This is a genomic window from Natrinema hispanicum (genome assembly GCF_900111485.1).
In the GTDB taxonomy this organism is placed as follows: Archaea; Halobacteriota; Halobacteria; order Halobacteriales; family Natrialbaceae; genus Natrinema; species Natrinema hispanicum_A.
Genome location: NZ_FOIC01000007.1, coordinates 1 through 24,153, shown reverse-complemented (window position 1 = coordinate 24,153; position 24,153 = coordinate 1). Strand labels below are relative to the sequence as shown.

The following is a 24,153-nucleotide window of genomic DNA, read 5'->3' as shown; positions in this document are numbered from 1 at the left end:
CGTCTTGGCGGCTGTCGCCGTCGGCGACAGCGTCTTGGGTGCGATCGAGGGATAAACCGTTTTGTCCGGCAGTATCAGCCGTCGCCGTTCACCGATCGCGCTCGAGCTGGTCGCCACCGAACTCGTCGTCGCTCTGGATCCGCGAGGCCTGCGGGCCGTCCTGATCCTGATACTTCGAGCCACGCTCGCTGCCGTAGGGGCGTTCAGCTTCCGTCGTGAGTTCGGTAAAGGTGAGCTGGGAGATGCGCATGCCCGGCGTGAGCGCGACCGGTGCCGTCCCGAGATTCGATAGCTCGAGGGTGATCTGGCCGCGATAGCCGGGGTCACAGAGGCCGGCGGTCGCGTGGACGACGACGGCGAGCCGGCCCAGCGAGGAGCGCCCCTCGACGTGGGCGATCAGGTCCGGCGGGATCTCGACGCGCTCGTGGGTCGTCCCCAGTACGAAGTCGCCGGGATGGAGGATGAAGTCGTCACCGTCATCGACGATCGTTTCCGTGACGTATTCGTCGACTTCCTGCTCGGAGTTCGGGTGGATACAGGGGATGTTCGTCCGCTGGAATTCGAGGAATTCTCGTCCCAGCCGAAGATCGACGCTCGCGGGTTGGATCTGCAATTCTGGGTCGTCGAGAGGCTCGACGACGAGGTCGCCGGCCTCGAGACGCGCTAAGATATCCGCATCGGAGAGGATCATACCGAGTAGGAGCGAGTACGGGGCCCTAAATTCCTCGGTCCGGCTCGAGCGGCCAACGAGCTACCACACATACTGTATGGTAATATCTAAATCTTATCGCTCACATGAAATTGTAGACTGAGCGGCCTAATAAATTATAATGATACATGATGAACGGCGGTGCATGGATGGGGAACGGGATCGCTTCAACGGCGATACGAAAGTCTTGCATCAACGTGCGGTTCGGGTTCCACTTCCCGACACCACAGCTGAGCGAGCCTTCCACGAGAACATGATGACCGTGGCGGACGCTCGAGAGCGGAAAGCGGAGTTACTCGCCGATCCCGAGGTTCCACTGCTGGCTGCCTACGAGGCAGAACTCGAGCGCATTGCCGAGAGTTTCGAGCGGCGGCTCAGGCGGATTGCAGGCGATGACTACGAGGAGGTCGCGATGGCATATGCCCGTGGCGATCGCGACGACCGGATTGGGGCACTGGCTGCCTACTACTTCGAGGGACTGTGGCGGATTCAACAACGAACCACAATTACGGAGATGATGTTTTCACCGGTCATCCTCCGGTATCCGGATAGCTTTACGATGAACATCCGCTTTACCGATGGATACACGACGACGAAGTCGATCTGCTACGAATCACCGGCGCACTCCACCGAGGACCTAGCCGACGAATACGCCGAGGCGTACTACGAGGACAGTTGCTACTCACAGCAGCAGGCGGCAACGTATCTCAGAGAGACCGCACAGATCATCCGCGAGGAGTTTCCCAGCCCGGACAACACCTCCTTCGAGGAACGCAAATACGGCGGCATCGTCTCGGCCGGCGGCCGGCGCGGCTCGGTCTTTTCTGCGATGCTCGAGTCACTCGAGCCGGACCCGGATCGGTTTTCGGAGCCAGTCGACAAGCCGACACTCGTCGAAGCGGGTCCGGAGGCAAAACGGACGGAACGAGAGCTCCTTCGCAACGAGGCCATCGTCCTGTGAGCGAGCGACAAAGCCGCCTGCAGAGTGGCGACGGGCGACGACTCGGTCTGAACTCGCTCGAGCCGTTATCGCTCGAGCCACACGAGCGCACCGACTGACAGCAATCCAAGCAACGCACCGGCGGCGAGCGTCGGAAACGCCGCGGCGTAGCCGCCACGGTCGAGTGCCAGTCCGAAGACGATCGGTGAGACGACCGTCGTCGAAAAGCCAGCCAGCGACTGGACCGACAGCGCGGTGCCGACGTGTTCGTCGGCGACGACCTCGGTGACGAGCGTCGACGTGGGCGCGCTATCGAGCGCGAGGACGACGCCGTAGGCGAGTGTCACGGCGACGAGCGCCGACAGCGGCAGTCCACCGAGGAGGCCGAACGTCGCACTCAGGACGGTACTGGCACCGAGACCGGCGGCGATCGTCTGTGGCCGGCCAACGCGGTCGCTGAGCCAGCCACCGGCGGCGTTGCCGACGCCGCTCATGGCAATCATTGCACCGACGACCAGCCCCGGCAGGACCGCCGAGTCGGTCGCCACGAACGCCGGCGTCGCCACGAGGAAGGCCAGCAACCAGTTGCGGACGCCGAATAGCTCCCAGTTGTGCCACGAGTAGATGCTGACCGCAGCGAGGTACTCCCGGTTTCGGAGGACCGAGACATCGAATCCGCCGGTCGCCGATGTCGTCCGCTCAGGGCTGTCGCGAGTCAAGCCGAGCATCATCGGCGCGACGAACAGCGCGCCGACGCTCGTGGCGGCAATCGCAAGCCGCCAGTCGACTGCCTCCGCGGCGATCGTCGCAAAGACGAACGAGAAGCCGCTGCCGAGTTCGTAGGTGGCGATGTAGAGTCCAAGCGCCCGACCGCGCGTCACTTCGGGAAACCAATCGCTGACAAAGCGCATGCCCGGAACGTAGACACCGGCGACGAAGAGCCCGGAGAGAAATCGTAAGGCAGTGCCGACGAGGAGACCGTCAGCGACCGCGGCGAACGCGAGACTCGGGAGGGCGGTCCCGGTCGCGCCGACGGCGATCACCCACCGCGGCGAGTAGCGATCCGCGAGCACGCCGGCAGGAACGATCGCAACGAGATAGCCCGCCTGAAGTGCGCCGAACACGATCCCCGCTTCAGTCCCAGAGAGGCCCCACTCCTCGACGATCAGAGGCAGTACCGCCGAATAGTTGAACCAGACCAGTACCGAGAAGAACAGCGCGACCGACGTCACGACGAGAACCCGACGACGCTCCTGCATGGTCCGGTGTGGTGTCCACTACCATATCAATGCTCTCGTCGTCTGGACTGTCAGTCGAAGCTGCCCGATCGTGACTGGTCGGATCGACAGCGAACCGAACCTGTCGGGCCGTCTTGCTCCCGGCGTCAGTATAGGTACAAGTAAAGGTGTCCCCATCCTCGAGTCGGCTATGAAACAGGCCATCGTCGCTCGAACCGACATCGGCATGGGACAGGGGAAACTCGCCGCACAGGTCGCCCACGCGTCGCTGTCGGCATACGAAAAGGCAGATAGCCAGCTACAATCCCAGTGGAAACAGGGCGGCCAAAAAAAGGTCGTCCTCAAAGGCAAGAGCGAACGACAACTACACGAACTCTCGGAGATCGCCGACAGTAACGGCATCCCCAACGCGCTCATCCGCGACGCCGGCCACACCCAACTCGAGCCCGGCACGGTCACCGCGCTCGCCGTCGGCCCGGCAGCCGACGATCGTGTCGACAGCGTGACCGGCGAACTGTCGCTGTTCTGATTGCCGATCCACAGTGAGCGCCTCGAGCGCCAGCGAATCAGTCCGAGCGGTAGCCCCGCGGTTCCTCCCTGACGACCGACTCGCCGTCGGCAGACGAGGACGCCACGTCGGAGCCGACATCCGGGAGCAGCGAGCCGATATCGATCGACTTGCTGCCGAGCACGGCGAAGCCGGCGAAGATCGTCAGGAAGCCGGCGATCGCGAGCGCATCGATCGTCTCACCGAGCAGTGCCCAGCCGCCGAGCGTCGAGACGACGGGCACGACGTAGAAGATCAGGTTCGCGCGGATCGCGCCGGCCGAATCGATAAGCCCGAAGTAGGCGACGTAGGCGATGGCACCAGCGAAGACACTCACGTAGCCAAGCGCCAGCAGCGCCTCGGTCGTCCACGTGATCGCAGCCGCCGACTCGCCGCTTGCCCAGGCCAGCAGGTGACTCAGCGCTGCGGCGAAGGGCAGCCCCCAAGCGACGCGGACCGGACTCGAGAGGTCGCTGTCGGCCCGGCGGATCAACACGGCACCCAATGCGGCGCTGATCGCGGCGGCGAAGAGGATGCCCTTACCGACGGCTCCCGCCAGCAGATTTGCGGGATCCGGGCTGACCACGAGGCCGACGCCGACGAGGCCAAGTCCCATCCCGGCCGCGCCGCGCTGAGAGAGGCGTTCATCAGAGAGCAACGCCGCGGCGAACACCGGCGTCATGATCGGGTTGAGACTGTAGATGATCGAGGAGACGGCACTCGAGACGTACTGCTGGCCGACGAACAGCAAGGCGTTCGTCACCCCGATCGCGAGGACGCCGGTCGCGAGAATGCTGGCAACGTCGCCGCGACTCTGCGGGAGCAGCGCCGACCGCGAACCGGTCAGCCCGACGTACGCCAGCATGACCACCGCCGCGATGTCGTAGCGCAGCGCCACGAACAGCAGTGGTGGGAAGTACGCGAGCCCGGCTTTCGCGGCGACGAAGGTCCCACCGAAGAGCAGACTCGAGAGCGCGAAGAAGACGGCACTGCGACGGGACATCATTATCCCGCCACCCCCGTGTGGACCGATTGCGCCGACTCGAGAGCAGCCGACGCGCGAATCGCGAAGATGATCATACTACACCGTACGAACTCCGGGTTTATAGTTTGATTCAGAAAACATTTCATAGTAAGAAAAGCGGACGAGCCGAGAAAGCGGCCGAGACCCTGCTATTGCTGCACCCTCTGAAAACCTTGCACGGTGCGAAACCAATTTGCCGCGGCGGCGACGAGAACCCGTATGGAATCGGCGCTCGAGGAGATCGAGTTTCTCGCACTGTCGTCAAATCGCGTTGAGGTCCTCCGGTTGCTCTCGGACGGGCGACACACGCGGACCGAACTAGCTGCGGCGACTGGAGCCTCGCAGGCGACGCTGGGTCGGATCCTCGGTGACTTTGCGGACCGGTCGTGGATCAGACACGACGGCAATGCATACGTCGCGACCGCGACGGGGCGACTGGTCGCAGAGGGGTTCACTGATCTCCAGGAGATCCTCGAGACGGAGGCCAAACTGCGTGAGATCGTCGACTACTTGCCGACCCACGCGATGGAGTTCGACCTGCGGCGGCTTTCGGACGCGACGATTACCACTCCCAGCGCGACGCGGCCGAACGCGCCGCTGAGTCGGTTGCTCGAGTTTCTCCGGACGGGTGAAGAAGTCCGGACGTTTTCGCATACGTTCAACGAGCAGACGCTAGGCGTCGTTCGAGACCGTGTGACTGCGGGCGAGCAGCGCTTCAGGGGGGTCTTCGGCCAGAACGCGATCGACGCGCTGGCCGACGAGTCCGGACTTCGCGGTCAGCTCGAGGCGCTGCTGTCGGCCGACAACGCCGAGATCAGAGTTCGAGAGGAGGGCGTCCCGATCGCGATCATGATCGTCGACGCGGACGTCTGTCTGCTCTTGCGCGACGAGAACGGCATCCTGCGGGCCGCCGTCGACACCGACGACGACGCCGTCCGCGCGTGGGCCGAGGACTCACTCGATCACTATTGGCGGACGGCGACGTCACTCGAGGTCGACGCACTTTCGGAGTAACAGGTCGCAACAGCGTGCTCGGGGAAGTTGAGTCAGGCCGGTATCGACTCGAGTCCCGATGTCGGCCGTGCGTGTGCGGGCAGTTCCGGCCCGACTGTGATAGACGCTGGCTCCGGCTGTGTCTCGTCTTCTCCAGTTTGCTCGATGACGTACTCTTGGCCCACCGTCGACGCCTGGAGGTTGTCGACGGGTGCGTGATCCTCGGTCAGCAGCGGCACGTCGTCGGTATTTGGCGCGTCCATGTAGTTTCTGACCTCACCGCGCAAGTCGATTCCCAGGTCGCGCTGGTCGTTTCGTGTCTCGACGTCGGCCTCGGTAAAGTTCGTCTCGGCTTTTGTCGCGGCGATTTCGATGTTCTGGACGGAGTCCCAGCTCGAGGTGCGGAAGCTGTAGGTCGACGCGAAGGCCTCGTCGATCGTCTTGTACTGTGCCCGGTAGAACGCCGAACCGGGACCGCTCGGTGCGGCAATGACGTTCGCAAGCAAGACGCCGTCCTCATCTAGATGGCTTTCGGCCAGTTCCATGAATTCCACTTGCGTGAGGTGGATGGGAACCTGATCCTTCTGATAGGCGTCGAGGACGATCACGTCGTATTCCTTGTCGGTCTCTTGGAGGAAGATCCGGCCGTCTTCTGTGTGTGCAGTCAGGTTCTCGCTTTCCTCGAGGCGGAAGTACTCCTTGGCCGTCCGCGTCACTGCTGGATCGAGTTCGGCAACGTCGATGTCGACGTCGTACTTCCGCTCGAAGTCCTTCGGGCCAGTGTAGCCACCCCCGCCGATGAACAGGACGTTCTCGACCTCGTCCGGATCGTCGACCATCAACATGGGGAGATGGAAGTAGCGTGTGTACTCGAAGACGTGTCGGTCGGGATCCTCGAGGTCCATCGCGCTGTGGCGTGCGCCATCGAGATACAGCGTCCGAACGTCGCCGTCGTCGATCACCTCGAGTTCCTGGTAGGCCGTCTGGGTCTGGTAGACGACGTCGCCGCGGTGGTCGAACGCGACCGGGCCGAGGCCAGCCGCGACGACGAGCACGATCGCGATCGCGACGCTGGCCGACGCCGGCTTCGGGGTGAGTCTGGGCAGCGTCAGCGCGAACGCGGTCCCGACGAGGATGAACCCAAACAGGAGGCCGATCATATCGATGCCGAGTGCGGGAACGAGGACGTACGTCGTCGCGCCCGCGCCGACGATGCTGCCGATGGTGCCGAGGGCGTAGACGTGGCCCGACGCTTCGCCGGTCCCCTCCTTCTGGGAGAGTTCGGCCGCGTATGGGCTAATGAAGCCCAGCAGATACGTTGGCGGCCCGAAGAGCATGATGACGGCCGGGAGTGAGGCATAGCGGGCCGGCAGCGGGATTGCCGATGCCGAGAGCAGCAGTTGATCGCTCCCGTAGATCACGACGGCGACGTATGCCGCCGTCCCCAACAGCAGCCAGCTCATGCGCCGGTTCGACGCCGTCGCTGCCTTCTTCCCGCCTTGCCAGTAGCCCAGACTTAGCGCGGCCAGAAAGACGGTGATAATGCTGCCCCAGGTGTAGATACTGCTGCCGAACTGGGGGGCGATGATCCGACCGGCGAGAATTTCGAGACCCATGCTCGTGACGCCGGAGACGAACACCGCGACGTCGGGTTTCGTCGGCCGAAAGGCGGCGGGCTTCCCCATACTCATTGTCGGCCTAACGTGGGCCCGCGACGAGAACTTGTCGGCACAGTACGGACTCGCCGGCTCTCGAGTCTCAGTTCGTCGTGATGACTTCGATCACGTCCCGGGGCTCGACTTCATAGTCCTTACCCAGTTGCCGGTTCGTCCGGCAGTCGATCGCGTGCAGGAAGCCGTCGCCGATATCCGAATGCAGGCTGTAGGCGAAGTCCTCCGCGGTCGAGTTCGGCGGGATCAGATAACAGTCGGGCAGCACCTCGCCGCGTTCGTTGCCCAGCCCGTTTGCGCCGCCGGGGAACACCGGCGTCACGCCGAGGACGTCGAACAGCGCCGTCTCGAGGGCCGCCTGTACGCCCGTCGCGCCGAACTCGTCAAGGAAGTCTCGAATCTGCTCGAGTCCCTGTTCCTGATCGCCAGAGACGTCGCCGGTGATCTCGAAGTCGCTATCGCCGGGTCGGTAGTCGACGACGCCGGCCTTGTCGGCCGACTTCAGCGCCTTCTCGGCGTGGGCGCTACAGGGAACGATCGTCAGGTGGTCGTAGTCGGGATCGTTCGTGATCTCCTCGTAGTTTGCCTGTGCCTCGGGGGTGTCCATCTTGTTCGCCGCGATCACCATCGGCTTGGTCTCCTTGCGGATCTCGCGAGCCAACTCGAGTTTGTCCGCTTCCTCCCACTCGTCGGGCTCGAAACCGATGTCGACGCGTCGGATGAGACGTTTGATCTCGTCTTCGTTGGTTTTGAACGCGCTCATCTGTTCGGCGAGCTCTTCTTCGATGGCGTCGTCCTCGGTGGTGTAGCCCGTTTCGTAGCGTTCGATGCCCTTCTTCAGGACGCCCAGGTACCACTGGTCGAGTTCCTCCTCGAGGAAGGCGATGTCGTCTCGCGGGTCGTGGCCCTCGGTGGGTTCGCCCTCGGCGTCCGTCTTCCCGGAGAAGTCGACGACGTGGACGAGCACGTCGGTTTCGTTCAGGTCCGAGAGGAACTGGTTCCCAAGGCCGTTACCCTCGTGTGCGCCGGGGATCAGCCCGGCGACGTCGACGAGTTTCGTCGGGACGAATCGCGTCCCGTGGTCGCAGTAGCCGACGTTGGGTGTACACTCCTCGTCGAACTCCGGTGCTGCACAGTCGACACGAACGTAGGCCTCGCCCACGCTGGGATCGATGGTCGTGAACGGGTAGGCCCCCTCGGGCACGTCGTTCATCGTCGCCGCATTGAAAAAGGAGGACTTGCCGACGGAGGGTTTGCCGACGAGTCCGATTCGGTAACTCGTACTCATTGTTCGTCCCTGGAGCGGCCGGGCTAAACGGGTTTTGTTCCGCTTTCAGCGTGCCATGAGTAAACGTGCCGGGTCCAAACGGCCACCAAATCAGACGTGCGTCGGCGGTTCGACGGCCGTCTCGATGTCGAGCTCTGCGGCGACGTCGTCTAACAGATCGCCCTTCACCTCCGAACTCCGCCAGCCGATCTCGGCGACCAGCGGCGGTTCGAACTCCGATCGGAGCGTCTCGAGGCGTTCGTCCTCCGTTGCGACACGCTCGCGGAGGTAGCGTGCGCCGCGGCCGTTCTCGTCGGGGTCGGGCGACGGCGTGAGTTTGTTGGCGACGAGACCGCGAATCTCGAGGTCCTTGTCCCGAAGGTCGGCGATCGCACGCTCGGTCTCGTTCAGCGAGAGTTCGTCCGGGTTCACGACGAGGAAAAAGGCAGCGTCGTCGTGCAGCGCTCCACCGGCGAACTCGAAAAACTCCTTGCGCTCCTGAAGCCGCGCGAGGACGGGATCGCCCTCCATCACGCGGCGTGGTTCGTTGTTGCCGATTGCGGCCTTCTCGAAGAGGTCGATACTCGTCCGGCGCTTGTACATCAGCCGGTCGATCCACCCCTCGAGCAGTTCTGGCAAGCCAAGCAGCCGGAGCGTGCTCCCCGATGGCGCAGTGTCGAAGACGACGCGGTCGTACGCGTCCGAGTCGCGCATTACGTCGACGAAGCGATCGAACAGCGCCGATTCGTAGGCGCCTGGCGTGCCGTGGGCCATCTCGAGTTGGCGGTTGATCTCGTTGACCATCGACGCCGACACTTGCTCGGAGAGGTCCTGGCGGATCTCGTCTAGGTGACGGGTGACTTCGTCCTCGGGGTCAATCTGCATTGCGTCGAGTCCGTCGACGCCGTCGACCGGCTGTGGAGAGTCGTCGAACGGCTGGTCGAACACGTCGGTGACGGAGTGAGCAGGGTCGGTCGAGACGACAAGCGTCCGCTGGCCGGCGCGCGCACAGCGCAGCGCATAGGCACACGAGACGGTCGTTTTGCCGACGCCGCCTTTCCCACCGAAGAAGACGAATGGCTCCATTAGAAGTGGTACTGCTGGCCCTTGCGCTCGAGATACGTGCCACGGTCCCACAGCCGCCGTTCCCACGCCTCGAACTCGTCTTCGAGATACGGAAGCAGTTCGGCTGTGTAGTACGAAACCGGTGACGGAATGCCGAAAGCGTCCGGGAAACACGCCAGAATGAAGGCGTCCTCGGCGTCCTCGGCTTCCTTCTCGATTTTCTCGTAGGCCGGATGCGAGATCATGCCGTGATAGAGCCCTCGCAACCACTCTTCGAGCGTCTCACGAAACGCGTCGATCCGGTCGGCCAGATCCATGCCTGTCTCTGGGTGCCGAACGCTCAAAACTCTCGTGGCTCGCTTTCAAGACGCTGTGGCCCCTGAAGCGAGATATGGAGACGGATACGGATGGGGAAATCCCGGTAACAGTTCTCTCGGGCAGTCTGGGTGCTGGCAAAACGACGCTGCTTAACCACTTGCTGTCGAACGCTGGCGACCGGACGCTGGCCGTTCTGGTCAACGATATGGGCGAAGTCAACGTCGACGCCGAACTCGTCGCGGAGGGATCGGAACTCGAACTCGACGACGGCGTCGCCGAACTCTCGAACGGCTGTATCTGCTGTGAACTCCAGGATGACCTCGAGACCGCCGTGGTCCGGCTGGCCCGCGACCGCTCATTTGATCACCTCATCGTCGAGTCGTCGGGCATCTCCGAGCCCGCTCCCGTCGCGCGGCTGTTTACGACTGAATCCCGCGTCGCAGCCCGATACGACGTCGATACACTGGTGACCGTCCTCGACACGCCCGCGTTTCTCGAGGCCTTCGCGGGCGAGGGAACGCCGGAACGACAGGGCAGCGAAGGCGATCGCCCGCTGTCGGACCTGCTCGTCGAACAAGTCGAGGTGTCGAACGTCGTCTTGCTCAACAAGGCCGATCTCTGCACCGACGAACAGCTCGCAGAGGCCGACGAACTCGTCGGGGCACTGCAACCGGACGCCGAGACGATCCGCACCGAATTTTCGGCAGTCGACCCCAATCGGCTGCTCGGCGCGGAGCGGTTCGACCCCAGCCGAGTAAACGACCTGCCAGGCTGGAAGCGCGCACTCGAGTCAGCCGACGACGATCACAGCCACGAAACGACCGCAACTCACGACGAGCACAGTCACGGCGGCGACACCCATCACGACGACCATCACGGCCATCACCACCCCGACGAGGTCTACGGCGTCACCTCCTTTGTCTACCGCCGCCGCCGACCGTTCCACCCCGATCGATTCGCCGCGTTTCTCGAGGACCTCCCGCCGGCGATCGTCCGCGCGAAGGGAACTGCCTGGATCGCCGACAACGACATGCGGGTCGCGATCGCCCAGGCCGGGCCATCGATCCGCGCCACCGCGCAGGGCCCCTGGATCGCGAGCCTGCCCGAAATCGAACGCGACATGTATCGATCGAACCGTCCCGACCTCGAATGGCACGACGAGCACGGCGATCGACGCACCGAACTCGTCTTTATCGGCACCGACTACGACGAATCGGCGCTCCGGGCGGCCCTCGAGGACGCCCTCGTCACCGACGAGGAGTGGGACGTATCGCTCGAGGGCCCCTTCCCAGACGAGCAGGACGCGGACATCGTCCTCCGCGAGCCCTGATTAGCACGCACAGCTCCGGCCGGTCGAGCGCTCGAAGCGCATCTCGGTTTCGCAATTCGGACAAACTGGTTCTCCCTCGAGATCGACGTCTCTGATCCGGATGTCGCAGTCGTCACACCAGTACGCGCCGTTGGAGCCGTCGTCGGGACGGTCGTTCGGCGCTGATGACGCGAAAGCCGTTTTCAGCGACTCGATGAGTCCCATAGTCGGCTATTCGCCGGGGATGACAATAACGCTATGCGGGTATGTATCACGGATGCATGATCGCAGGGTCGCGACGGAACCCTATCGCCACATTGGTGTCCGATTACCTGAGCAGTAGCGGAATTGAAAGTGCGATGATGAGTGCTGTGAGAATCGGGATCAGATAGAACAGTCGCTCGGCGCGGACCGACGACGGGACGTTGTCTGCCGTCTCCGGACGAAACGTCCAGACCTGTCGATAAAAGGCGACGATAACGGTGAGCGCGAATAGTGCTGCCGAGAGCACGATCGCCGTCTCGAGGGCCAACCCCAGCTCCCGTCCGTACAGCGGACCGAACGACAGCAGGACCATGAACGTGAGCCCGACGACCACGACGAATGGAACGGGATCGACGGGTGTCCCGTGACGATTGCGAAGGTGCATACGCGCCGTTCGTTCTCAAGGAGCAAAGAGCTATACCGTGATCGCGTCGGTTCCGAATGGAGTGGCCGCAGGTGTTGGTGAACTGCTGCCGACGAACAGTTAAGTAGCGATGGCGTCGTCTCCCTGTATGAGCGATGGCGATGCCGACGTGGATGGGTTCGAGGCCGGTGTGGACTCCTCGGAGGGAGACCCTCGAGTCCTGCTCGTGATGAATGCCGTCTTGTCGACGCTCTTTGGCTGGACGATCGTCTGGGGGTTGTCGTATCTGGGCTTTCTCGAGTTCGGGGTCGTCAACGTCGCGACGGCTGCGATCCTTTTGTTTGCGATGACGTATCTCGTGACGATGTCCTGAGCCGAGCGACGGCTGCGCTGAATTAGCGACCGTAGATGAGCCGCCGACCGAGGTCGTCGAGTCGCTCGGTCAGCCGTTCCATCCAGGCACCCGGCGAGACGCGCCGGAGCGTCTCGTCGTCGACCTCGATCGCGGCGTCGCCGAACGGATCTCGAGCGTCGGTCACCTCGGCGTCGCCGTCACCGTCGTCGCTGGACGACGCGATGTCGACGACCGTCGACATGGAACAGCGGCCACAGGCTTCGGTTTTCTTTCCTCCCATGCGTATCCCTTGCACAATAGTACGTCTCCGAGGGCTAAAACCTGCCGACCGAGTGGGGCAAGGAGTCGGGACGCGGGGTCGATCGGCTACCGTATCGAGTCCGATCACCGACGGGTATTTGCCATTCCGACGGCAACCAGTGGTATGGGAGAACAGGTCACGAAACTGGATAGAACAGCTCGAGCGCCGGGTTGTGAACGGCCACCGTCACTCACCACCGGGACACGATGAGCGAAAAAGCGACGCCAGCGGAGCTACCGGTGGAGATCCGCGAGGCCGTCCCAGACTGGGACGACGAGTATCTCGATCGGGTCTCCGACCGGCTGATGTACAACTACGATCTCGAGAAAGACCATCGCGCTGGCGGCCAGCGGTGGGCCCTCTACGGCGAGATGCGCGTGCGCAGCCAGAAGCAGTTCTTTCACCCGGCGTTGAGTTACGCCGACCACGAAGCAGAAGAATACCTCTTTGCCAGACGCGAATCGACGCCGACGGTGGCAGGGCTCGAGCGCCTCGTCGAGCTCGGCCACGACCTGGCGGACGAACACGTCGTCGCCGACGAGGAACACTTCGGGACGGATTTCACGTTCGTCCTCGCTGCCGACGAGTTGCCTGACGACATCCGCGAGTTCGTCGATGGCTTTCGCGACCGGACGTTACTGAAGTTCGGCTACCACGGCCACTACGAAGTCAATCTGGTCGTTGTCGTCCCCGAGAAGGAGACCCACGTCGCCAGCGAGGCTGCCGATGTCGCGGAGGCGTTTACCCTCTGGGACGACGTGACGACTCCCGAGGAGGGCTTTCTCTCGCGGTTCGCGAGACGCTTCTGGCAATAACGATCGCGTGACAATGCAGCCGTCGAGGTCGAGGACTCTCGTTCTGGCAGTAGCAGCGTTCAGCAACGAACGAACGTGGCTGGAAAAACGGATCGTCCGCAGGTCGTTAGTCGTCGCCCGGTTCGGCGGCAGGCGTCTCGGGGCCACGACGGACGTTGCTAATGTTTCTGTACCCCAGCCTGACGAGTGCCAGCGCCAGAACGATGAGCACGAGCCCGATCACCATCTGGACGGCCGACGAGAGCATCGCCTCGAGCGAGCCAGCGCCACCCTGTAGCAGGTTCAGGTACAGGTTCTCGTAGAACACCAAGATCGACAGTCCGAGGATGGTAATCACCACCATGATCGCCATCGGGACGCCGGTGGACACGAGCTGTTTGCTGTCGTCCCAATTTGCCAGCCAGACGGTCGCGGTCAGCAGCGCCAGTGCCGCAAGCAGCTGGTTTGCCCCACCGAAGAGCTGCCAGAGGACGACCCACTGCCCGGAGACGACCAGCAGGTATGCGGGGACGACCTGAATAATCGGGTTCGTGTACCGGCCGCGGAAGAACGACGCGGGATCGGCGCTCAGTCCCGTGTCAGTCCGTCCAGCGGGCGTGCCGACGATCTCTTCCATCATGTACCGGCCCAGACGGACGGCCGTGTCCGTCGAGGTCAGCAGGAAGCTACAGAGCACCAGCGCCATGAACACGGCACCAACAGACTCGGAGACGCCGAGACTCGTCAAGATGATGCCGCCGCCTTCGGCGAAGTTTGGCAGCGCAGCACCGATCCCACCCTCGGGATCGGCGAAGCCGGCGACCGCAAGCGTCGAGAGAGCGACGGCTGCGAGGAGCCCTTCGCCGAGCATGCCACCGTAGCCGATCAGCCGGGCGTCGGTCTCCTTGTCGAGCTGTTTGGCAGTCGTCCCCGAGGAAACCAGCGAGTGGAACCCACTGATCGTCCCACAGGCGATCGTAATGAATAGCAGTGGGAACAGCGGTGCTAACCCGGCTTCTTCGACGCCCCAGAAGCCTTCGAACGCACCGATGGAGCTATCGATGACGAGCGACTGGGACGACGTCCCGAGGAACGTCCCGACGATGATCGCGACGGTCGCGCCGCCGACCCCGGTGTACAGCAGGAACGACGACAGGTAGTCACGCGGCTGGAGCAACACCCACACGGGCAGCGCGCTCGCGATCGCAGCGTAGACCATGACGAAGGGAATCCACGCTGCAGTGTTCCCGCCGAGTGCACCCGCGCCGGGCACCCAGTTGCCGGCTCCGCCGAACAACACGATCGTCCCAGCCGGGTAGTCGCCAGCGAACAGTGCCAGCGGATACTGGAGACCGACCCAGACGGAAACGAAGACCCCGGCGACGAACACGATCGTTCCCGGGATGAACGGGCCATTGAATTGGTAGAGATAAACGCCGAATACCAGCGCCAGGCCAATGTAGAGCAACGATGCTGTGACGACCTGTGGGTACGCGTTGAAGACGATCGCGACGACCAGTGCGAACACCGCGACGACGAGCACAATCGTCAGGAACGCGAACCACAGCAACATGTTCTTGCCGCTCTCGCCGACGTACTCGCCGATCATGTAGCCGATCGACTTCCCCTCGTGGCGGAGACTGCCCGACAGCGAGACGAAGTCGTGAACAGCGCCCATCAGCGGGTTCCCGATGGCGATCCACAGCAACGCGGGCACCCACCCCCAGATTGCACCGGCCGTAATCGGACCGACGATCGGTGCCCCACCTGCGATACTCGAGTAGTGATGCCCCAACAACACCGGTTTTTTCGAGGGGACGTACTCCTGCCCGTCCTCGTATTTGTGTGCGGGTGTTTTCGCGTCCTCGTCAAGTTCGACGAACCGTGTCAGATATCGCGAATACCCCACATAGCCGGCGGTAAACGTCACCAGTACTGCCGCAATGATCCATATTACTTGTGTCATGGTACCTCTATACAACTGAAGCGGGTCGAATAACCTTAATTGTTGTTTGTTTTTATTTGGGGGCGTTGGCTGTCTGTTTCAAGCTTAAATGATGCATGAATGCCATTATATATGGGGATTTTGTCCTACCGACAGAGGTCGACGTATTTCTTGTCACGAATTGCTCATTGCATGCCGGCCAGTACGAAGGTGATGGCCAGTTGCGTGTGGCGCTACTCGAGAACGGCCGCGAGCGCGTCCATCGTCCGGTCGACGCGGTCGAGACGCGCGTTGTGTCCCATGTGGCCGATCCGGAGGATGTCGTCGGAAAGATCGCCAAGGCCGGTCGCAAGGACGATATCATGGTCGTCGGCCAACGTCGACTGGACTGCTTGCGCCCGTCCTGGAATCTCGAGGGCCGTCACGGTCGGTGACGGCTGCGCCTCGTCGGGGTACAGCGACAACCCGAGATCGGCCGCCCGATCGCGGCAGTGTGCTGCAGCCTGCTCGTGGCGCTCGAAGACGTGTTCGAGGCCTTCCTCGAGCAGCAGATCGATCGCGGTATCGAGCCCATAGAGGTTCGACACGAGGTGCGTGTAGGGGAACCACTCCTCGTCGGCGGCGTCGCGCCACGGCTCGAGGTCGGTGTAGAGACTCGGCGTCTCGAAGGATTCGATTTTGTCCCACGCGCGGTCGCTGATCGAGCAGACGGTCAGCCCCGGCGGCGCGCTGAAACACTTCTGGGAGGCACCGAGACAGACGTCGATTTTGTCGGTTGGGACCGCCGTCCCGCCCAGCGAGGAGACGGCGTCGACAATGCTGATGACGTCGTGGTCGTCGAGGGCCTCGAGGACCGGTTCGATGTCGTTGAGGACGCCCGTCGGCGTCTCGCAGTGGACCATCGTCGCCACGTCGAACGAGTCGGCTGCGAGGTGGGATTCGATCGCCGCAAGATCGAGCGGCTCGCGCCACGGCGCATCACAGACGACCGCCTCGCCGCCGGCCATCTCGACGAAATCAGCGAATCCCTCGCCGTAGAGGCCGTTTGCGATACACAGCACCCGGTCGCCCGGTTCGACCAGCGACGCGATGGCGGCCTCGAGTCCGAGAATTCCCTCACCGCCGAGGATGGCAATCTCGTCGTCGCCGTAGATCGCCGCGAGTTTCTCGAGCAGGTCGCGATAGAACGCGAAGAACTCGGGTTCGACGTCAGGATTCGGCAGTGGCTCGCTCATCCGCTCGCGGACGGCTGCCGGGACCTCTGTCGGACCCGGCGTCATGCGGAGTCGATCGTCGCTCATACGGAGGCTACCGCTGCGTTCGGGCATAAAACCACTCGAGACGGTGCTGTGTCTTGCGTGGGTGCTCGGGCTACCGCCGTCGGAGCGGGAGCCGAACTGGCTGTGGTGGACTCCTTTTTAAGTTCTCTGCGACGGTAGCTGCGGGCATGACGCTACTCGGCGGAGAGACGGTCATCGTCACCGGCGCAAGCCAGGGACTCGGCGCATCGATGGCGAAGCGGTTCGCTCGCGAGGGGGCGAACGTCGTGGTGACCGCTCGCAATGAGGCCAACCTCGAGACGGTCGCCGCCGACGTAGCCGACGCGGCTGGCAAGACGCTCGTCGCGCCGGCGGACGTTACCGACGAGAACGCGGTTCGCGCCGTCGTCGACGCAACGATCGAGGAGTACGGCACCGTAACCGGCCTCGTGAACAACGCCGGTATCGGGCTGTTGAACATGTACGGCGAACAGCGCGTGCTTCACGAGGTCGACACTACAGACTTCCGGCAGATTCTGGACGTGAACGTGACCGGCGTGTTCCTGTTCTCGAAGTACGTCGTCCCCGAACTGATCGACAACGGACGCGGGACCATCATCAACGTCTCGTCGGGACTGGGTCGGCGCGGTGCAGCGAAGTGGGGCCCGTACGTCGCCTCGAAGTGGGCACTCGAGGGACTGACCCGAACACAGGCCGCCGAACTCGAGGACGATGGCATCACTGTCAACGCCATCGACCCCGGCGGCCGCGTCGAAACCGGTTTCTGGGATCACCTGCCGGAATCGGAACGGGACGAGATTCTCGAGCCAGACGTGATGAACGACGCGGCCACGCGCTTGCTCGCGCAGGGACCCGACGGCGTCACCGGCGAATCGATGGCCGCCGACGAGTGGGAACGTCGATTAGAGTGACGGGGGCTCGTTAGGAGGGGAGAGGGTTACATAGCAGTCTTCGCTGGTGTGGATTACAGCGTCTTCTCCGGTGAATGGCAGGATAAGTACAGCTGCGTGTTTCATGACGGCAAAGTTAACTATAAGCTTAGCAAGTGAAAATCACTATTCGAGAGGTATCCACGGATATGACTGCTACTCGGAACCTTCGCAGGTTTCATACGGTCTGCTGTAACGAGTTCCCGGTGCAACCGCAGGACGGGTTGCCGTTGCACCGGAGATGACTGACAGTAGGCCGTATCAGGATGATTTCGCCCGCGTTCTTGGTCTCTGGATTGGCCTCACGGGCATTATCGCTACGATGGTTCTCAACGCTCTGCTTCCGGTGGAGTTTCTTGGGCCAGTAAGTGGGTTCGCTTACAACTATGTGATCGGGCCGGGACTGCTCCTTCTCGTCGGCTCCTATGTGGGGTGGCTCTCGACGCGCCCGTGGCGAGCCACTATTGGAACGGCGTTTCTCCTCTGGGGAGCGATGACGTTGTTCCTCGGGTGTACCAGTGGCGCATGTCCAATCCCAGAAAATTACGAGCAGTGGCGAAATATCAAATTCGCCATTGACATAGGAATGGTCGGCCCGACCCTACTCGTTGACTCGCAACCGGGAGCCTGCGCATTCACCTGTCCCTACAGGATCAGATTACTCCCACTCGCTATTGGGTATGGGTTATTGGGTTTCGCAGTGATTGCAGACGAAGAGTACAGCGGGTCTGATTGAAAACCAACAGCGATATTGGCCGAGAGACGTTCCAGAGTCAACCGATCAATCCCGCTAACATCCGGAGAAATTGAGCCCCTGCCCGGATAACTATCTTTTATCGACGAGAGAATCCCGGCGTCGTCCAACAGTATATCACTCGAGCCACCGTAGATGACCGAGTACGAACATGGCTGACTGCGACCGACGGCACGCGACCGACAGCGACCTGTTCGCGGCGCTGTACGATCGGCTGCCGGACCGCTTCGTGATCGGTCCTCATCGCGAGTACCTCGTGGCCGATCTCTCCGGACCCGTCCTCGATCTCGGCGCGGGTACCGGCGCGATGATTCCGTACGTCGACGACGTCGCCGATGGCGGCCTCGAGTATCACGCGATCGAACCAGACCCGAAGATGCGACGGCGGGCCACTCGCAAGGCAGAGGCGGCCGACGTGCAGGTGCACCTCCGTGACGCGCGCGGCGAGTCACTGCCCTACGCTGACAATAGCTTCGACACCGTGCTCTCGAGTCTGGTCTTCTGTACGATTCCAGGCTTTAACGCGGCTCTCGATGAAGTCGCCCGCGTCCTGCGGCCGGGCGGGGAGCTGCGCTTTCTCGAGCACGTTCGCAACGACGGCTGGCGTGCACGAGCACAGGACGCGCTGACGCCGCTGTGGTCGCGTGCGGCCGGCGGCTGTCAGTTAAACCGCGAGACGGTCGCACGCTTTGTTGACCACGACGCGTTCGAGGTTCTCGACGTCGAGCGTGCAAACGTCGGGGTGTTTCCAGCGACCCCGATCGTCCGCGGGCGGCTTCGACGGCGACAGCCGCCGGATCGGTCGCTTCTCTCGAGTCTCATGAGAGACTGACTGACAGGGAATCGGGGAATCGTCGTTAAGTCCGCTCCTGTGGTAACAGAGCGCATGAAACGGAAGACGCTGGTCGCGATCGACGGCTCCCCGCAGGCCAACGCAGCGCTCGCGTACGCGCTCGAGGAGTTTCCCGAGTCGTCGATCACGGCAGTTCACGTCGTGCAGGTGCCGGAGGGTTACTGGACGGCATTTTCCGATTCGACGACGAAAGTGCCGGGCTACGACAATGCAATGGCACACGGCGAAGAGCTACTGGAAGCGGCTGCACAGACGGCGGCCGAGGAGGACATCGAGATCGAGACGGTCGTCAAAACAGGCAAGCCGTCCCGGGAGGTCGTCGAGTACGCCGTCGACGAGGCGTTCGATCAGATCGTCATCGGTAGCCATGGTCGCCACGGCGTCGATCGGGTGATGCTCGGTAGCGTCTCCGAGACGGTCGTTCGCCGCGCGCCGATGACAGTGGTCGTCGTTCACGAACAGTAGCGGATCGGGTTCCACTCGACCAGTGCATGCGACACAAACCCATAGTGCGTCGCGATCATAGGATCACGATAGACCATGTTCGACGACAGAACCGATGCCGGCGAACGACTCGCCGCGGAACTCGAGCGCCGTGACCTCGATATCGACGTCGTCCTCGGGATTCCACGCGGTGCCTTACCCGTCGCGCGACCGGTCGCGGATGCACTTGCTGCCGACCTCGACGTCGTCGTCGCACGCAAGCTGGGCGCACCGGGGAATCCCGAACTCGCCCTGGGTGCGGTCGCCAGCGACGGCAGCGTCTGGTACAACGACGATCTGATCACACGGATCGACGTCTCCGAGAAATATCTCGAGGAGGTCCGAGCCGAAGAAGCGGACAACGCACGGGAAAAGGCAGCCCGGTACCGTGAGACGGAAGGATTACCGGAGCTGGAGGGAAAGCGGGTCGCCGTCGTCGACGACGGCGTTGCGACAGGGGCGACCGCAACCGCCTGCCTCCGACAGGTCCAAGAGAGCGGCGCGGAATGGGTCGGGCTGGCCGTCCCCGTCGGCTCACCCCGAGCGATCGACGAACTCGAGCGCGAGACCGATGAGGTGATCGCCGTGCAGACACCAGCGGATTTCCGTGCTGTTGGCCAGTACTACCGGAATTTTGGACAGGTGACCGATGAAGAAGCGATCGCGTATCTCGATCGAGACGGCTGATGCTAGCGGGCAGAACGATCGCAGCGGATCGGGCTATTCGATCGGTGTCCGGCGATTCCGCATCTCCGCACCGCAGTTTGGACAAGAATCGGGCGCAGTTGCGTGGACGACGGTTCCACAGTTGAAACACTCATATGTCGATTCCGTCTTCGGGTCGAGTTTGATGTCTTTCATGGGAGAGACGATGGACGGGTTAGCTCTGGTGGCCGATGCATTTAGGAATAATAGGGATATTAGGATGAACCTATCCGTCAGTTATCTAGCGTCGACAGGAGAAAGGGGTTCAATATTCAACCACCAGTAGACAGCGCCGACGGAACGCCGAGTTCGTCGAAGACGATGTCGAAGAGCTTCCGTTGGGTGGTCCGGACGTGCCGGTAGAACGCCGCGGGAGAGATCTCGAGGGCCGCGGCGACATCTTCGCCCGACTGTTCGCGTGGCGACTCGAAGTAGCCGCCGTAGTAGGCGACCTGAACGACCTCGAGCTGGCGGTCGGTGAGTCGGTCGCGCAGCGTCGACCGGAAATCCCGCGGCGACATCCGCTCGACGGTCTGTTTCGATCGGAGGTCGGCGTCCGCAAACGTTTTCGAGACGATATCGGCGCTCTCCCGAACGTCGGCGGAACTCGGTACGTCGACGACGACTCGCACGCTCGAGGGGGTTGCCTCGACACCTCGTAACACGATACCGTGATCCGCGAGTTGGAGGGCGAAGACGGGCCGTGAGAGCTGCAGCCGGATCGTCCCGGCAGCCTCGTTCTCATTCGTGTCGGGGGTGTCCGCCTCGCTGCCGGCTCCGTCTGTGCGTCCGTCGCTGCTGATGACCTGTGCACGCTCGACGCCGACGAGATCCGCGGCCACAGCCGCGACGGCGTCCGGCGAGGCACCGTCGACTGTCACGAACACCGACGCGCTGTCGTCGTGCTGGCGAACACCGCCGTCGAACGAGACGGTACAGTCGGCCTGTCGGGCGAGCCGGGCAAAGAGGAACGTCTCGTCGGTTACGTCGAATTCGAGTCGCGTGCGTGCATCCGACAGCAGTGCGTGTTTGCGCTCGACCGCCGCGATCGCGGCGGCGATCGTCTCGCCGAGTTCTGCGAGGACGGCGTGGATCATGTCGTCGAACGCGTCAGGTTGATCCGCATAGACGGTCAACACGCCGTAGGCGAAGTCGTCGTAAGCCAGTGGCACGCTCATAGCCGACTGATACCCGCAGGCGAGGGCCGTCGACCGCCACGGGGCGTCACGAAGTCCGTCGGCGACGTTCGAGATGACGGTCGCCTCGCGGTCGGTTGCCGCCCTGACGGCCGGCTCGCTCGCGTCCGCAAGCGCAAGCGAGACAGTGTCTATGTACTCCTGGCCGTCGATCGTGCCGCTTTGTGCCCGCGACTCGAGGCGCTCGCCGCCAGCCTCCCGAGCGCCGATCCAGGCAAACGAAAACCGGTCGGCGGTCGTGAGCCGGTCACAGACGGCGTGTTCGATTTCTTCGCGGGTTTCTGCCCGGACCAGCGCCTGATCGAGCTCCCTGATGATCTCGTTGATTCGATTGACGCGCGTGAGCTGTCGATTCCGCCGCTTGAGTTCACGATCGCGCTCGCGCAGCGTTCGCTCGCGCTCGAGTCGGTCGAGTGCCGCTTCTGCGGTCGCCGCCAGCAGGTCAGTCAGCTCCCGGGAAACGTCGTCGAACGCCCCCGACTCGCTCGATCCCGCCACGAAGACGCCGTGGTCGCCAAGTGGAACATACGCAGCACTTCGTAGATCGGTTTCAGGATTCGAGAGTAACGGGGAGTCGTGAACGTCTGCGAAGAACCGCGTTTCTCCGTCGACGAAGACCCGACCGGGGATGCTGTCCTCGGATGCCCGGTGGTCGCGAGCCGGCCCGTGTATCCGCTCGATCCCCGACGAGGATGCGGCCGGCCGTAACACGTTCTCGTCGGTGTCGAACAGGTAGGCAGCGCTGGCCTCGAGATCGAGCACATCCGCTGCGTCGTCGACGACGATATCGGCGATCTCACGGTCGGTTTCGGCGTACAGGAGTTTTCGCGTCGTTCGATGCAATGCTGTCAGCGCCGCTTCGCGGTGCTTGCGTGTCGTGATATCACGACAGCTATAGAGGATCGTCCCGCCCTGGATCGAGACCTCGCGGACGTTGACCAGCAGCGTGTGCTCTCGGCCCGCCCGACCGGTCGCCGTACACTCGATGTTGGTCAGTACGCCGGTCTCCGCGAGTTCTTCGCGATCGAAGAGGTCCGAGCCGAGCAGTTCGTCGATCGTTCCCATCTCGTGGATCTCGTCGTCAGTGTAGCCGAAGATGAAGTGGACGTTCGGACAGACGTAGGTGAACGCTCCATCGTCGTCCGTGATGAGAACGGTGTCGGTCATGTTGTTGAGCGTCACCCGATGAAGTTCCTCGGATTCACGGAGTTCTCGCTCGAGGCGGGCACGTTCGGTGACGTCGGTTGCCCGTGCGAGCAGCGAGACGACGGTGCCCGACTCGTCGTGAACCGGACGGATGGTTACCTCGAAGGTGGTGGGCTCGTCGGTCGTATCGGTTCCGCCGCGGTCGGAAGTCCCCGCGGCGTCGGCGCGATGGCGTGTCAGTTCACGGTGGGCGACCGTGCCGGCCGCCGCCTGTTCGATCGCACCCTCGATCGCAGCCCCACCGTCTCCGATCGACTGCCACCAGGGAAGTGCCGACAGCCGGCGGCCGCGAACGTCGCCCGCAGTCGCGTCGATCGCCGCAAGCGCGGGGTCGTTGGCCTGCTGAACGGTGCCATCTGGCTCGAGCACCCACGCATACGCCTCCGAATCCTCGAAGATTGCGTCGAACTGACGAGCGCGGTCTCGCAGTCGACGGCGCTCGTGTCCGTCCGCGAGCGCTTGCTCGATGGCCGTCCGGCAGTCCGCGGCCGCCGGATCGGTCGTGTTCGCGCGGGGAACGTACGCCGAGATGTCGGCCGCGATTGCCGCGCTAGCAAGCGTTTCGTCACCGTCGGCTGGCGCGAGCACGATCGGGAACTCGGGATCGCGCTCGCGTACGCGCTTGCAGAGTTCGAGTCCCGTCTCACCGTCGGCAAGCGACTGTGCAGTCAGCAGACAATCAATAGATTCGGTCTCGAGTCGCTCGAGTGCTCCGTCGACGGTCGAGACGGCAGTCACTGTGCGTGTCTCGTCTGCAAGCGCAGGCGAGAGAACGCGATTCGAGTCGGATGGCTCGGCAACGAGGAGGCGGGCGTCGTCGAGCGTCCGTGCGGAAGCCATTCGTTACGAGTAGGCGCTCCCGCGGCTACAACCCATCGCTCGAGGCAAGCGATTGCTACCACTCGGAACGCGATTCGAAAAGCGTGGCGCTGGCCCAATGACCTCAGAGCTGAGGTATGAGTGGAACTGACTGTGTGCTCTACGACCAGTTGTGACCGAAGCGGTTACCGATAGTCGTCTACGGTTACGGCACCGTCCGTGGACATCGCAACCCAAGCGTCGTCTCGAGCAATATCGGCGATGACGAGGTGTGATCGACCATCGATCTCGTCGATCGCTGCTACGATGTCGCTCGACGTGTCCACCTGCCGTCCAGCCGACGTCGCTTCGGGTGTCATTATTCGATCGTATACCGACAGCAGTGATGAACGTTCCGAAACTAACTCGATAGATGATCAAACCACAATGTATATGGCTTCATTTCGTATAAATCGAGATGGTATAACCGGATGCAGGTAACAGTCGGAAGGGTTATAGGTGGAACAGGCGCAATACCACGGCCTTCAGGCCGTGGATACGCGCCGTCACTCAGTGACCCGTTCCACCGATACCGACAGGGCCGGATATTCCACGTCAAACATAGCCTCTAACATCCTCTGTTTCATAACTGATTATGAACACAGTACGATGCTGGAGACAACCCGCACCTACGTCGCACGCATCACGAATCACACGCAGATTCGTGACGACCTCGACGAGTGCGGGTTCGCAGCATCGAAACTGTGGAACGTCGGTCGCTACTACATCCAAGAACGGTGGGATGAAGACGGTGAGATTCCCGATGAAGCCGAACTGAAGTCGGAG

The 24,153-nt window shown here is 62.8% G+C and carries 26 protein-coding genes and 1 pseudogene; 12 read left to right on the top strand and 15 right to left on the bottom strand.

All coding sequences use genetic code 11. From position 1 onward, the window contains the following. Window positions 1-88: 88 nt before the first annotated feature. Complete coding sequence (dcd, locus tag BSG09_RS08615) at window positions 89-691, bottom strand: dCTP deaminase (protein WP_092932160.1); 603 nt, start codon at window positions 689-691, stop codon at window positions 89-91. Window positions 692-854: 163 nt separating this feature from the next. On the opposite strand from dcd, the gene BSG09_RS08610 reads away from it, so the two are divergent. Beyond that, the gene (locus tag BSG09_RS08610) at window positions 855-1,670 is read left to right on the top strand and encodes a hypothetical protein (RefSeq protein ID WP_092932158.1); all 816 of its coding nucleotides are present in this window, start codon (window positions 855-857) and stop codon (window positions 1,668-1,670) included. A 65-nt stretch (window positions 1,671-1,735) separates the two neighbouring features. Here BSG09_RS08610 and BSG09_RS08605 read toward each other — a convergent pair whose 3' ends face one another. After that, the gene (locus BSG09_RS08605) at window positions 1,736-2,908 is read right to left on the bottom strand and encodes an MFS transporter (RefSeq protein WP_092932157.1); all 1,173 of its coding nucleotides are present in this window, start codon (window positions 2,906-2,908) and stop codon (window positions 1,736-1,738) included. Window positions 2,909-3,077: 169 nt separating this feature from the next. Between BSG09_RS08605 and pth2 the strand changes: the two genes are divergently transcribed. After that, entirely contained in the window at window positions 3,078-3,416 is a 339-nt protein-coding gene (pth2, locus tag BSG09_RS08600) for a peptidyl-tRNA hydrolase Pth2 (protein WP_092932415.1), read from the top strand. Window positions 3,417-3,453: 37 nt separating this feature from the next. On the opposite strand, the gene BSG09_RS08595 is transcribed toward pth2, so the two are convergent. Continuing rightward, entirely contained in the window at window positions 3,454-4,440 is a 987-nt protein-coding gene (locus tag BSG09_RS08595; protein WP_092932155.1) for a DMT family transporter, read from the bottom strand. Window positions 4,441-4,677: 237 nt separating this feature from the next. On the opposite strand from BSG09_RS08595, the gene BSG09_RS08590 reads away from it, so the two are divergent. Continuing rightward, a complete protein-coding gene (locus tag BSG09_RS08590) occupies window positions 4,678-5,472 on the top strand; it encodes a helix-turn-helix transcriptional regulator (protein WP_092932153.1) in 795 nt (264 codons plus the stop codon). 32 nt (window positions 5,473-5,504) lie between these two features. Here BSG09_RS08590 and BSG09_RS08585 read toward each other — a convergent pair whose 3' ends face one another. The 4 genes from BSG09_RS08585 to BSG09_RS08570 all read right to left on the bottom strand — a co-directional run bounded on the left by BSG09_RS08585 (window position 5,505) and on the right by BSG09_RS08570 (window position 9,770). Then, on the bottom strand, window positions 5,505-7,142 hold the full coding sequence (locus tag BSG09_RS08585; protein WP_092932151.1) for a spermidine synthase: 1,638 nt from the start codon (window positions 7,140-7,142) through the stop codon (window positions 5,505-5,507). A gap of 67 nt (window positions 7,143-7,209) precedes the next feature. After that, entirely contained in the window at window positions 7,210-8,409 is a 1,200-nt protein-coding gene (locus BSG09_RS08580; protein ID WP_092932149.1) for a redox-regulated ATPase YchF, read from the bottom strand. Window positions 8,410-8,499: 90 nt separating this feature from the next. Continuing rightward, on the bottom strand, window positions 8,500-9,474 hold the full coding sequence (locus BSG09_RS08575; protein ID WP_092932147.1) for an ArsA family ATPase: 975 nt from the start codon (window positions 9,472-9,474) through the stop codon (window positions 8,500-8,502). Beyond that, window positions 9,474-9,770 carry a hypothetical protein gene (locus BSG09_RS08570; RefSeq protein WP_006179832.1) on the bottom strand — a complete coding sequence of 99 codons (297 nt, stop codon included), beginning with the start codon at window positions 9,768-9,770 and terminating at the stop codon, window positions 9,474-9,476. The genes BSG09_RS08575 and BSG09_RS08570 overlap by 1 nt, the downstream gene beginning before the upstream one ends. Window positions 9,771-9,844: 74 nt before the next feature. Here BSG09_RS08570 and BSG09_RS08565 point away from each other — a divergent pair, with 74 nt between their 5' ends. Beyond that, entirely contained in the window at window positions 9,845-11,101 is a 1,257-nt protein-coding gene (locus BSG09_RS08565; RefSeq protein ID WP_092932145.1) for a CobW family GTP-binding protein, read from the top strand. On the opposite strand, the gene BSG09_RS08560 is transcribed toward BSG09_RS08565, so the two are convergent. Continuing rightward, the gene (locus BSG09_RS08560; protein ID WP_092932143.1) at window positions 11,102-11,305 is read right to left on the bottom strand and encodes a hypothetical protein; all 204 of its coding nucleotides are present in this window, start codon (window positions 11,303-11,305) and stop codon (window positions 11,102-11,104) included. 103 nt (window positions 11,306-11,408) lie between these two features. Beyond that, window positions 11,409-11,729: a hypothetical protein gene (locus BSG09_RS08555; RefSeq protein WP_092932141.1), complete on the bottom strand. Its 321-nt coding sequence runs from the start codon at window positions 11,727-11,729 to the stop codon at window positions 11,409-11,411. 127 nt (window positions 11,730-11,856) lie between these two features. Here BSG09_RS08555 and BSG09_RS08550 point away from each other — a divergent pair, with 127 nt between their 5' ends. Beyond that, the gene (locus BSG09_RS08550; protein WP_092932139.1) at window positions 11,857-12,081 is read left to right on the top strand and encodes a hypothetical protein; all 225 of its coding nucleotides are present in this window, start codon (window positions 11,857-11,859) and stop codon (window positions 12,079-12,081) included. Between the two features lie 22 nt (window positions 12,082-12,103). Here BSG09_RS08550 and BSG09_RS08545 read toward each other — a convergent pair whose 3' ends face one another. Continuing rightward, window positions 12,104-12,343, bottom strand: coding sequence for a hypothetical protein (locus BSG09_RS08545; RefSeq protein ID WP_092932137.1), 240 nt, complete (start codon window positions 12,341-12,343; stop codon window positions 12,104-12,106). A gap of 227 nt (window positions 12,344-12,570) precedes the next feature. On the opposite strand from BSG09_RS08545, the gene BSG09_RS08540 reads away from it, so the two are divergent. Then, entirely contained in the window at window positions 12,571-13,179 is a 609-nt protein-coding gene (locus BSG09_RS08540; protein ID WP_092932135.1) for a hypothetical protein, read from the top strand. 106 nt (window positions 13,180-13,285) lie between these two features. Here the strand turns inward: BSG09_RS08540 and BSG09_RS08535 are convergent, their stop codons facing one another. Both BSG09_RS08535 and BSG09_RS08530 read right to left on the bottom strand, forming a co-directional pair. After that, window positions 13,286-15,124, bottom strand: a complete 1,839-nt coding sequence (locus tag BSG09_RS08535) for a carbon starvation CstA family protein (protein WP_092932133.1) — start codon at window positions 15,122-15,124, stop codon at window positions 13,286-13,288. A gap of 212 nt (window positions 15,125-15,336) precedes the next feature. Continuing rightward, the gene (locus tag BSG09_RS08530) at window positions 15,337-16,404 is read right to left on the bottom strand and encodes a pyridoxal-phosphate-dependent aminotransferase family protein (RefSeq protein WP_092932131.1); all 1,068 of its coding nucleotides are present in this window, start codon (window positions 16,402-16,404) and stop codon (window positions 15,337-15,339) included. A 146-nt stretch (window positions 16,405-16,550) separates the two neighbouring features. Between BSG09_RS08530 and BSG09_RS08525 the strand changes: the two genes are divergently transcribed. From BSG09_RS08525 to BSG09_RS08505, 5 genes are all read left to right on the top strand, one after another. Next, entirely contained in the window at window positions 16,551-17,294 is a 744-nt protein-coding gene (locus tag BSG09_RS08525) for an SDR family NAD(P)-dependent oxidoreductase (protein ID WP_092932129.1), read from the top strand. A 259-nt stretch (window positions 17,295-17,553) separates the two neighbouring features. Next, window positions 17,554-18,048 (top strand): hypothetical protein, encoded by a 495-nt coding sequence (locus BSG09_RS08520; protein ID WP_092932127.1) that lies wholly within the window; start codon window positions 17,554-17,556, stop codon window positions 18,046-18,048. 169 nt (window positions 18,049-18,217) lie between these two features. Further along, window positions 18,218-18,898 (top strand): class I SAM-dependent methyltransferase, encoded by a 681-nt coding sequence (locus BSG09_RS08515; RefSeq protein WP_092932125.1) that lies wholly within the window; start codon window positions 18,218-18,220, stop codon window positions 18,896-18,898. Between the two features lie 54 nt (window positions 18,899-18,952). Beyond that, the gene (locus BSG09_RS08510) at window positions 18,953-19,384 is read left to right on the top strand and encodes a universal stress protein (protein ID WP_092932123.1); all 432 of its coding nucleotides are present in this window, start codon (window positions 18,953-18,955) and stop codon (window positions 19,382-19,384) included. Between the two features lie 75 nt (window positions 19,385-19,459). Continuing rightward, complete coding sequence (locus BSG09_RS08505; RefSeq protein ID WP_092932121.1) at window positions 19,460-20,089, top strand: phosphoribosyltransferase; 630 nt, start codon at window positions 19,460-19,462, stop codon at window positions 20,087-20,089. A gap of 33 nt (window positions 20,090-20,122) precedes the next feature. Here the strand turns inward: BSG09_RS08505 and BSG09_RS20140 are convergent, their stop codons facing one another. The 3 genes from BSG09_RS20140 to BSG09_RS20770 form a co-directional block, all read right to left on the bottom strand. Beyond that, a complete protein-coding gene (locus tag BSG09_RS20140; protein WP_008014164.1) occupies window positions 20,123-20,263 on the bottom strand; it encodes a rubrerythrin-like domain-containing protein in 141 nt (46 codons plus the stop codon). 116 nt (window positions 20,264-20,379) lie between these two features. Continuing rightward, window positions 20,380-23,349 carry a bacterio-opsin activator domain-containing protein gene (locus tag BSG09_RS08500; RefSeq protein WP_092932119.1) on the bottom strand — a complete coding sequence of 990 codons (2,970 nt, stop codon included), beginning with the start codon at window positions 23,347-23,349 and terminating at the stop codon, window positions 20,380-20,382. A 164-nt stretch (window positions 23,350-23,513) separates the two neighbouring features. Beyond that, window positions 23,514-23,687 carry a DUF7556 family protein gene (locus BSG09_RS20770; RefSeq protein WP_175542174.1) on the bottom strand — a complete coding sequence of 58 codons (174 nt, stop codon included), beginning with the start codon at window positions 23,685-23,687 and terminating at the stop codon, window positions 23,514-23,516. 289 nt (window positions 23,688-23,976) lie between these two features. Here BSG09_RS20770 and BSG09_RS20130 point away from each other — a divergent pair. Continuing rightward, window positions 23,977-24,153: pseudogene (locus BSG09_RS20130) on the top strand (RNA-guided endonuclease TnpB family protein); the annotation flags it as partial.

Coding starts and splice junctions, on each gene's coding strand:
- dcd (WP_092932160.1), bottom strand. CDS start 691: ATGATCCTCTCCGATGCGGATATCTTAGCGCGTCTCGAGGCCGGCGAC.
- BSG09_RS08610 (WP_092932158.1), top strand. CDS start 855: ATGGATGGGGAACGGGATCGCTTCAACGGCGATACGAAAGTCTTGCAT.
- BSG09_RS08605 (WP_092932157.1), bottom strand. CDS start 2,908: ATGCAGGAGCGTCGTCGGGTTCTCGTCGTGACGTCGGTCGCGCTGTTC.
- pth2 (WP_092932415.1), top strand. CDS start 3,078: ATGAAACAGGCCATCGTCGCTCGAACCGACATCGGCATGGGACAGGGG.
- BSG09_RS08595 (WP_092932155.1), bottom strand. CDS start 4,440: ATGATGTCCCGTCGCAGTGCCGTCTTCTTCGCGCTCTCGAGTCTGCTC.
- BSG09_RS08590 (WP_092932153.1), top strand. CDS start 4,678: ATGGAATCGGCGCTCGAGGAGATCGAGTTTCTCGCACTGTCGTCAAAT.
- BSG09_RS08585 (WP_092932151.1), bottom strand. CDS start 7,142: ATGAGTATGGGGAAGCCCGCCGCCTTTCGGCCGACGAAACCCGACGTC.
- BSG09_RS08580 (WP_092932149.1), bottom strand. CDS start 8,409: ATGAGTACGAGTTACCGAATCGGACTCGTCGGCAAACCCTCCGTCGGC.
- BSG09_RS08575 (WP_092932147.1), bottom strand. CDS start 9,474: ATGGAGCCATTCGTCTTCTTCGGTGGGAAAGGCGGCGTCGGCAAAACG.
- BSG09_RS08570 (WP_006179832.1), bottom strand. CDS start 9,770: ATGGATCTGGCCGACCGGATCGACGCGTTTCGTGAGACGCTCGAAGAG.
- BSG09_RS08565 (WP_092932145.1), top strand. CDS start 9,845: ATGGAGACGGATACGGATGGGGAAATCCCGGTAACAGTTCTCTCGGGC.
- BSG09_RS08560 (WP_092932143.1), bottom strand. CDS start 11,305: ATGGGACTCATCGAGTCGCTGAAAACGGCTTTCGCGTCATCAGCGCCG.
- BSG09_RS08555 (WP_092932141.1), bottom strand. CDS start 11,729: ATGCACCTTCGCAATCGTCACGGGACACCCGTCGATCCCGTTCCATTC.
- BSG09_RS08550 (WP_092932139.1), top strand. CDS start 11,857: ATGAGCGATGGCGATGCCGACGTGGATGGGTTCGAGGCCGGTGTGGAC.
- BSG09_RS08545 (WP_092932137.1), bottom strand. CDS start 12,343: ATGGGAGGAAAGAAAACCGAAGCCTGTGGCCGCTGTTCCATGTCGACG.
- BSG09_RS08540 (WP_092932135.1), top strand. CDS start 12,571: ATGAGCGAAAAAGCGACGCCAGCGGAGCTACCGGTGGAGATCCGCGAG.
- BSG09_RS08535 (WP_092932133.1), bottom strand. CDS start 15,124: ATGACACAAGTAATATGGATCATTGCGGCAGTACTGGTGACGTTTACC.
- BSG09_RS08530 (WP_092932131.1), bottom strand. CDS start 16,404: ATGAGCGACGATCGACTCCGCATGACGCCGGGTCCGACAGAGGTCCCG.
- BSG09_RS08525 (WP_092932129.1), top strand. CDS start 16,551: ATGACGCTACTCGGCGGAGAGACGGTCATCGTCACCGGCGCAAGCCAG.
- BSG09_RS08520 (WP_092932127.1), top strand. CDS start 17,554: ATGACTGACAGTAGGCCGTATCAGGATGATTTCGCCCGCGTTCTTGGT.
- BSG09_RS08515 (WP_092932125.1), top strand. CDS start 18,218: ATGGCTGACTGCGACCGACGGCACGCGACCGACAGCGACCTGTTCGCG.
- BSG09_RS08510 (WP_092932123.1), top strand. CDS start 18,953: ATGAAACGGAAGACGCTGGTCGCGATCGACGGCTCCCCGCAGGCCAAC.
- BSG09_RS08505 (WP_092932121.1), top strand. CDS start 19,460: ATGTTCGACGACAGAACCGATGCCGGCGAACGACTCGCCGCGGAACTC.
- BSG09_RS20140 (WP_008014164.1), bottom strand. CDS start 20,263: ATGAAAGACATCAAACTCGACCCGAAGACGGAATCGACATATGAGTGT.
- BSG09_RS08500 (WP_092932119.1), bottom strand. CDS start 23,349: ATGGCTTCCGCACGGACGCTCGACGACGCCCGCCTCCTCGTTGCCGAG.
- BSG09_RS20770 (WP_175542174.1), bottom strand. CDS start 23,687: ATGACACCCGAAGCGACGTCGGCTGGACGGCAGGTGGACACGTCGAGC.